The following is a 7402-nucleotide window of genomic DNA, read 5'->3' on the forward strand; positions in this document are numbered from 1 at the left end:
AGTCCCGAACAAATAGCAGGTCGTCTGAAAAGAGCCAGTCAAGAATCTCTCAGTCACGAAACCATCTATCAAATGATCTATCAGAACTATCACGGATGTGGAGAGTACCAGAAATATTTACGCCGGGGGCTTTGTCAAAGAAAGAGTCGAGGCGGAGCAAAAAGTAAGCGTGGAGGGATTCCAGGGCGTGTAGATATCAGCGAGCGACCAGTAATTGCTGACCAGAAAACTGAAATCGGTCATTGGGAAAGTGACACAATGATTGGAGGCAATCATCTAGGAGTTCTCGTTACTCATGTAGATAAAGCCTCGAAATTTTTAGTAGCAGGATTAGCCAAAAACAAAACCGCATCGGAAATCAATAGAGTCACAGAAAAACTTTTTCAAGAGATTCACCCTGACAAAAGAAAAACCTTTACTTGTGACAACGGCAAAGAATTTTGTGGACATCAAGAGTTGAGTCAGAAACTAGGAGCAGATTTTTATTTTGCTACTCCTTATCATTCGTGGGAGAGGGGATTAAACGAGCATACCAATGGACTGTTAAGACAATTTTTCCCCAAGGGAACGAATTTTAAAATCGTTAAGCCAGAGGAGGTGGAAAGAGCCGTAAACTTGATTAACAATCGTCCTCGAAAATGTCTTGACTATCGTACCCCGAATGAGGTATTCTATAAAGGTAGATCAGACAGTGATGCAATTCAGACTTGAATTGGCCTATTCTCGGTAAAATCGTCTTATGAGGGGAGAATTATTAGTAGCCTGGGCAGCACAACAAAAATCCTTCGATAGCAATTCTGCTGTGAACAGCCAAACGGTGGGAGACATTCCTGAACTGGTTCTTGTCTTGATCCTGCTGCTACTGATTGCCACTGCTGTGGCTCTAGTAACCCAGCGATTACGCATTTCCTATGTGGCAGGTTTAGTCTTAGCAGGATTACCGATTACCGATCTGTTATCTCGTCGTATTGGCTTAGATCCGTTTTTAGTGCTTAACCTTTTTCTGCCGATTCTGATTTTTGAAGCGGCGATTAATACCGATATCAGCCGTCTTCGCAGCACCTTTAAACCGATCGCTCTGCTGGCAGGACCCGGCTCGGTTTTTTCTGCGGCGATTATTGCAGTTTTGGTAAAATTCGGGCTGGGGCTAGATTGGATTCCCGCCTTACTGGTGGGAGTGATTCTGGCAAATACCGATACTGTCTCGATGATTGCCGTCTTTAAAGAAATTCGGGTTCCCTCTAGGCTCTCGACTATTGTGGAAGGGGAAACACTATTTAATGATGCAGCCGCACTCGTCACCTTTAATTTGCTCTTGGTGATTTACGCGACTGGAACCATCAGCACCACACAAGTCATCAAGGAAGTGTTGATCGTTGCTCTGGGTGGGGGATTAGTGGGCGCTGTCCTAGGCTACCTGTGTCTGCCTATCTATGTGCGCTTACGGGATCCGCTTAGTAGCCTTTTGCTTACGGTTGCGCTTGCCTTGGGAGCTTTTCAACTCGGGCAGTTTTTGGGTGTATCGGGAGCGGTAGCGGTAGTTATTGCCGGACTTGTCTTTGGTAACTTGGGGCTGCCTCGCAGCGCCTCTGCATCCGATCGCATTACCCTGATCAGTTTTTGGGAATATGCCGGTTTTATCGTCAATACTTTTATTTTTCTGCTGATTGGCATTGAAATCAATCCCTTGACCCTATGGCAAACCTTGCCATCGATTGTGCTGGTCATTTTGGCTTATCAATTGGGGCGTATTCTGTCAGTATATTCGTTACTATCGGTACTTCGCTGGATCGATCGACCAATCCCCTTACGCTGGCAACATATTCTGATTTTGGGCAACATCAAGGGTTCACTCTCCATGGCCCTAGCGGTGGCCATTCCTTTGGCTCTAACAGGGCGGGAATTGATCATCGAGCTAGTCTTTGGGGCTGTGTTATTTTCTCTGGTTATCCAAGGATTAGCCTTACCTTGGTTAATTAAAAAGCTCAATATTAGTCAGGTTTCGGCAGTAACACGGCATATTGGCCAGTTACAGCTGCAGTTGATCGCCTCGAAAGCGGCACAAGATGAGTTAGCCAATTTACTGAAATCCGGCGTTTTACCGAAAGCAGTGTACGAAGAACTGTGGGCATCTTATCAGGCAAAAGTGGCGGTATCGGAACGGCTGCTGCGGGATGCTTATAATCAGTCTCGATCGGGGCAAATGGAGCCTAACTACGGTCAGTTAGATGCCATTCGACGACGATTGTTCCTCGCCGAGAAGGCAGCCCTGGGGGATGCACTTCGCAAACGCATTGTACCAGAAGATTTGGTACAATCCTACGTTAAAGGTTTGGATGAGAAACTTCTATCGTTGGACGATGATTAGTTTGAATGCCGAGGTAATCGATCATAGGTTTGACGAATTCCGGACGAGTAACCACCAGAATAGTTGAGTCTGCTTCTAGGACGGTATTGCCGTTGGGAATCTCTAAACTGGCAGAAGGGTGACACTGATAGCCAATAATGAGCGAACCGGTCGGAAAGTTGGCATCTTGAGCAATTTGGGCAACGGTACGCCCAGCTACATAACAATCCTTGGGGACGGGCAGCTTTAGCACCTCCACTTGTCCCTGTTCAAAGTGCATCATCGATTCTACTTCGGGGTATTCGATCGCATTGGCCATGGTGACAACGGCTAAATCAATCGTGCTGATGATGTGACTAGCTCTAGCAAGACGATAGGCTTCGAGAAATTCGCGATCGCACATTCTCACCACAATATGGGAAATGCCATAACTTCTAGACAAGGTGACTAGGGCTAGATTCATCGCATCGTCCCTCAATGCGGCAACAACCGCCTTAGCTTGTCGAATCCCCGCCTCTAGCAGAACTTTCGTGCTGACAGCGCTCCCCTCAAAGGCCATGACACCAATTTTTTCCCGGGCAAACCGACAAGCTAAAGGGTCCACATCAACGATGGCGACGGTGTGTCCCAAGTCTAAAAGTTGTTGGGCTAAACCTAGCCCCATCATTCCCGCCCCACCAATTAAAACGTACATAGCGGCTCTTTACTTAACAAACTTGACTTCTAGGAAATAATGGATGGATGAGGCTGCACCTATCCACCCTAGATATCTAAATCTGCGGGGCTAAATTTCTTGTGAATCTGAGGAAAACCTAACTGTTTAATCACTTGATGTTTGCGTTCTTCCTCAAGGAATTGCAAATTATTATAATTAACCCAGTGAATACAGTTAACTGGACAAGTCTCGATCGCTTCTTGAATAATTTCTTCTTCGTCACCGTCCTGATTATAGACGCGAGAGCGACCGTATTCGCCTTCAATAAAAAAGGTATTGGGGGCAACGTGGGCGCAGTGTTTACAACCAATACAAGTGACCTCATCGACGTAAACCGCTTTCTGGCGCTGTAAACCACCCAATTCAGGCTCAAAACCAGTGCGATCGGGGGAATCTCTTAGGAATCCCCCTAACTCTGGTTCAAAACCAGAGCGTTCGGGAGAAAAATCAGCCATTAGGCACTCCAACGTTGTACCACTAGACGAATAGAACCATCAGTATTTTTTTCCTGTGCTGCCACCTGAAAACCCTGTTTAGCAGTTTCTGCCAGAATGGTGTGGTAGGCATAACCTTGATTTACTTTTCTTAAAAATCCTTCTACGGTTAGGGGTTGTTGCCAGTATTGCAAATCGGCAACTAACTCGTACTCGTTACCATTCCAGCGAAAACCGATATCGTAATTGTTATCTTGCTCGATTACCACCTCTGCGGTTAAAGTTTGACCTTGATAACCTTTGACGGGGTGGGAACCCTCTTTCCATTCCATCCCCATATCGCTCAGGGCGGCTTTTAGGTAGGATAGATCGCGGATTTTGGTTTTGATATTGCTAAAGTGTGACATGGTTTTTCAGTGGCTTAAATAAAGGGATCGGGAAAGATGAAAAATTACCAGTCTCTAAAAGTGGCCGCGTTGCTGACTTTCTCTGACTGGCTGACGGTTTGATGGTAATAATCCGAGGTTTTCTCTTGAGACATCAGCTGCCCGAGTTGTGCCTCGATCGCCGCCGTCACCTCTTGACAAGATGAACCGACTATGCCTGTCACCTTTTCCATGACGCGACCATCGGGATAGATGATAAACTCTAGGCTTTCCATGCTCATAGGTCTTCTCGGCGTGATCTGGGGTTTGCAAAGCTCCCTATCGTTTTAATTTACGATAGTTTGCTAATCGTAGCAATCTGGTTAAAATTTTAGCAAAACTTTATATTATCTCTACCAACCACTTTCATGTTTTGTAAGTTTCCCGTAACTTTTCTTTACCGTCAAGGGCGAACTTTAACCTAGTGGGCATAATTTAACAAAACTACACAAAAAAGACGACCTGAAGCGATAAATTGAAAATAAAGGAGATGCAACGGCGAACCACGACCGCCGAGATCATAGAATTTTGTCTATAGGAATCAGAAGAGATATGAATAAACAAACAGCCAGCGATCGCCTTCGGATTGGTGTTTTAGGTTTTGGTGGTTTGGGACAGGCTGCCGCTAGAATTCTCGCCCCCAAACAGGAAATGCTTTGGACTGCCGCCGCCGATAAAGCTGGTTTTGCATACCACAAAGACGGTCTAGATGTCAATACCTGTAACAAAATTTATCATGACCGGGGTTCGATCGGTTATCTGGAAAATTACGGCAGTCTCAGCGAGAACAGTATCGAGGAATTAATCAAAACTGCCGACGTAGAGGGCTATTTTCTCGCCTTGCCGAATTTACCTAACAATTTCATGGCCGATATCGCTAAAACTTTCATTCGCTTAGGTTGGCGCGGGGTTTTAGTCGATGCTCTCAAACGTACCAGCGCCATGGCACAAATCTTAGCACTACAAACAGACCTAGAAGCCGCCGGCATCACCTACATGACCGGCTGCGGTGCTACCCCCGGACTGTTAACTGCGGCCGCTGCCCTAGCTGCCCAGAGTTATGCAGAGATTCACAGCGTTAAAATCACCTTTGGCGTGGGAATCGCCAACTGGGAGGCTTATCGTGCCACTATTCGCGAAGATATCGCCCATTTACCCGGTTACGACCCAGAAACAGCCCACCAGATGAGTGACGCGGAAGTGGAAATGCTGTTAAATAAAACCAATGGCATTCTCAGCCTCGAAAATATGGAACACGCCGACGATATTATGCTGGAATTGGCTGGAATCTGTGGACGCGATCGGGTTTCCGTCGGCGGTGTGGTGGATACGCGCAACCCGAAAAAGCCCTTAAGTACCAATGTTAAGGTCACGGGGCGGACTTTTGAAGGCAAAATTTCCACCCATACCTTCACTTTAGGCGATGAAACCAGTATGGCGGCTAATGTCTGCGGGCCGGCTTTCGGTTATCTGAAAGCGGGGGTTTCCCTGCATCGTCGCGGTATCTACGGATTATGGACAGCAGCGGAGATTATGCCGCAATTTGTGCGCTAGGGGTTTCTCTGGCGTAAAATAGCTAAAACTTTCGGGAAAATAGCGGGTAAGGGAGCGATCGCTTCTAGGCTCTCTCCCGTGACCGGATGTATTAAAATTAAACGATGGGCGTGGAGTAATTGCCCGGGTAGATTAATCCCGATGGAACGACCAGAACTATAGAGGGGATCCCCAAGAATCGGATGACCAATGTGGCTGCTATGAACGCGAATTTGATGAGTTCTGCCAGTTTCTAGGCGAAATTCCATTAAGGTGTAGTTGCCTAGTCTTTCCTTGACTTGCCAGTGGGTGACGGCATTTCTACCGCCTTTTTCCACGGCAATAATAGCCATCTTTTGGCGATCGCTGCGGTGACGACCGATCGGCAGATCAATTGTACCTGTTTCGCTTTTGGGGACACCGTGGACGAGGGCCATGTATTCCCGGCGGGCAGTTTTGGTTTTTAATTGTGCCTGTAGGTGTTGATGGGCCTGGTCGGTTTTGGCAACAACGATCGCACCCGTGGTATCCTTATCTAGGCGGTGAACTATGCCGGGCCGTTGAACTCCACCGATTCCGGCTAAATTTGGGCAGTGATGTAGTAAAGCGTTGACCAAGGTTCCCGATTCGTGGCCGGGGGCCGGATGAACCACTAAATCGGCTGGTTTATTGATAATAATCAGATATTCGTCTTCGTAAAGAATATCAAGCTCGATCGCCTCGGCGGTTAATTCGAGGGGTTGACTGTCGGGAATGGTAATCTTTAGGCGATCCCCTTGAGCAACTTTAGTATTTTTATTAGTGCAAATTTGACCGTTTAACTGTATATATCCCTGTTCTATCAGTTTTTGCAGTCTCGATCTCGATAAATCGGGCAATTGTGACCCCATCCAAGCATCTAAACGTTCTTTTTTTCCCGCAACTTCTAAGTTTAATTGCTTCATCGATTTTTAGTGATCAGGGTGTAAGGTTTAGGAGAATCGAGAAAAACTGACTGGAGATTATTTAAACTTAGCTCAACAATTCCAGTTATTTTAACAGTAATTGAACTTGCTCTGGCTGCTTGAGATAGAAATCTTGGGATTAAATTTTCCTGATTTTTAACGACAAAAGCCAAAGCAAATCAGTAGAGATTTACTCATACCCAAAAAAATAGAGAGACGTTGATTATAGCAACGTCTCTAGATCAGAAATTAATCAATCAGAGTAAGCCAAGCTGTTTTAAACAAGCGAATTTTGCCCACTTTAGTCACTGAAAATGCTATTTAAAACTCCTGAAACGATCGAAACCACGATCGAACCGAATAAAGCAGCAAAGAATGATTCTACCTGAAAACCAGGGATAAAATAGGAGGCTAAAGAAAAGGAAATGGCATTAACCACAAAAATAAATAACCCTAGGGTCAAAATAGTTAAAGGCAGGGTAAAAAGAATCAACAGGGGTCTAACAATAGCATTAATTAAACCCAAGACGACAGCAGCTATCAAAGCCACGGTAAAATTTTTAATTTCTATACCTGGTACTATTTGCGCTGTAATCAATAAAGAGACGGCGGTAATCAACCAACGGAGGAAAAAAGATAACATAAGTCCATCCATCTAAGATAGTTCATCCTCATCCATTTTAATCGCCATCGCCCCTTAAAGAGACGGAAGTTTTCAGGAGATGACAACGAAAACCGACATTGACTGCTTCCGCTGCCCGAAAACCAGAGCGGGAACATAGTATTGTAAAGTTTCAATACAAATATAGTCAGATATAGTCAGGCATGGTAATATATAGACATGAAACTATCAGACTATGCAAAAAAAACAGGAATAAGTTATCGAACGGCTTGGAGGTGGTGGAAACAAGGGAATTTAACAGGCTATCAATTGCCTTCTGGTACAATTATCACAACGGATGACAACCATTCAAAACCCGACGCTGAGTTAAAAGACAACGGAC

Annotated in this window: 9 protein-coding genes; 3 read left to right on the forward strand and 6 right to left on the reverse strand. The window is 45.4% G+C overall.

What is annotated here, in order from left to right; all coding sequences use genetic code 11:
• Positions 1 to 711: IS30-like element ISMae39 family transposase (locus tag MICAI_RS22420; RefSeq protein ID WP_051011146.1), on the forward strand; the 711-nt coding region annotated here is incomplete at its 5' end.
• A 28-nt stretch (positions 712 to 739) separates the two neighbouring features.
• Positions 740 to 2368, forward strand: coding sequence for a cation:proton antiporter (locus tag MICAI_RS03290; RefSeq protein WP_008197680.1), 1629 nt, complete (start codon positions 740 to 742; stop codon positions 2366 to 2368).
• Here MICAI_RS03290 and MICAI_RS03295 read toward each other — a convergent pair.
• The 4 genes from MICAI_RS03295 to MICAI_RS03310 all read right to left on the reverse strand — a co-directional run bounded on the left by MICAI_RS03295 (position 2325) and on the right by MICAI_RS03310 (position 4163).
• Positions 2325 to 3041: a potassium channel family protein gene (locus MICAI_RS03295; protein ID WP_008197682.1), complete on the reverse strand. Its 717-nt coding sequence runs from the start codon at positions 3039 to 3041 to the stop codon at positions 2325 to 2327. The genes MICAI_RS03290 and MICAI_RS03295 overlap by 44 nt on opposite strands.
• A gap of 68 nt (positions 3042 to 3109) precedes the next feature.
• On the reverse strand, positions 3110 to 3517 hold the full coding sequence (locus MICAI_RS03300) for a ferredoxin (protein ID WP_002784283.1): 408 nt from the start codon (positions 3515 to 3517) through the stop codon (positions 3110 to 3112).
• The gene (locus tag MICAI_RS03305; protein ID WP_002762644.1) at positions 3517 to 3903 is read right to left on the reverse strand and encodes a DUF1257 domain-containing protein; all 387 of its coding nucleotides are present in this window, start codon (positions 3901 to 3903) and stop codon (positions 3517 to 3519) included. The genes MICAI_RS03300 and MICAI_RS03305 overlap by 1 nt, the downstream gene beginning before the upstream one ends.
• Before the next feature lie 44 nt (positions 3904 to 3947).
• A complete protein-coding gene (locus tag MICAI_RS03310; protein WP_008197690.1) occupies positions 3948 to 4163 on the reverse strand; it encodes a DUF2997 domain-containing protein in 216 nt (71 codons plus the stop codon).
• A gap of 310 nt (positions 4164 to 4473) precedes the next feature.
• On the opposite strand from MICAI_RS03310, the gene MICAI_RS03315 reads away from it, so the two are divergent.
• Positions 4474 to 5475 (forward strand): (S)-8-amino-7-oxononanoate synthase BioU, encoded by a 1002-nt coding sequence (locus MICAI_RS03315; RefSeq protein ID WP_008197692.1) that lies wholly within the window; start codon positions 4474 to 4476, stop codon positions 5473 to 5475.
• Here MICAI_RS03315 and MICAI_RS03320 read toward each other — a convergent pair.
• Together MICAI_RS03320 and MICAI_RS03325 are read right to left on the reverse strand one after the other, a co-directional pair.
• On the reverse strand, positions 5472 to 6398 hold the full coding sequence (locus MICAI_RS03320) for an RluA family pseudouridine synthase (RefSeq protein ID WP_008197695.1): 927 nt from the start codon (positions 6396 to 6398) through the stop codon (positions 5472 to 5474). The genes MICAI_RS03315 and MICAI_RS03320 overlap by 4 nt on opposite strands.
• Before the next feature lie 301 nt (positions 6399 to 6699).
• Positions 6700 to 7041 carry a phage holin family protein gene (locus MICAI_RS03325; protein ID WP_008197697.1) on the reverse strand — a complete coding sequence of 114 codons (342 nt, stop codon included), beginning with the start codon at positions 7039 to 7041 and terminating at the stop codon, positions 6700 to 6702.
• Positions 7042 to 7402 lie beyond the last annotated feature (361 nt).

It is taken from the genome of Microcystis sp. T1-4 (assembly GCF_000297435.1).
In the GTDB taxonomy this organism is placed as follows: Bacteria; Cyanobacteriota; Cyanobacteriia; order Cyanobacteriales; family Microcystaceae; genus Microcystis.

Bases quoted from the DNA above. Each gene is read 5' to 3' on its own strand.
- MICAI_RS03310 (WP_008197690.1), bottom strand. From the start codon at position 4,163: ATGAGCATGGAAAGCCTAGAGTTTATCATCTATCCCGATGGTCGCGTC.
- MICAI_RS03315 (WP_008197692.1), top strand. From the start codon at position 4,474: ATGAATAAACAAACAGCCAGCGATCGCCTTCGGATTGGTGTTTTAGGT.
- MICAI_RS03300 (WP_002784283.1), bottom strand. From the start codon at position 3,517: ATGGCTGATTTTTCTCCCGAACGCTCTGGTTTTGAACCAGAGTTAGGG.
- MICAI_RS03325 (WP_008197697.1), bottom strand. From the start codon at position 7,041: ATGTTATCTTTTTTCCTCCGTTGGTTGATTACCGCCGTCTCTTTATTG.
- MICAI_RS03290 (WP_008197680.1), top strand. From the start codon at position 740: ATGAGGGGAGAATTATTAGTAGCCTGGGCAGCACAACAAAAATCCTTC.
- MICAI_RS03305 (WP_002762644.1), bottom strand. From the start codon at position 3,903: ATGTCACACTTTAGCAATATCAAAACCAAAATCCGCGATCTATCCTAC.
- MICAI_RS03295 (WP_008197682.1), bottom strand. From the start codon at position 3,041: ATGTACGTTTTAATTGGTGGGGCGGGAATGATGGGGCTAGGTTTAGCC.
- MICAI_RS03320 (WP_008197695.1), bottom strand. From the start codon at position 6,398: ATGAAGCAATTAAACTTAGAAGTTGCGGGAAAAAAAGAACGTTTAGAT.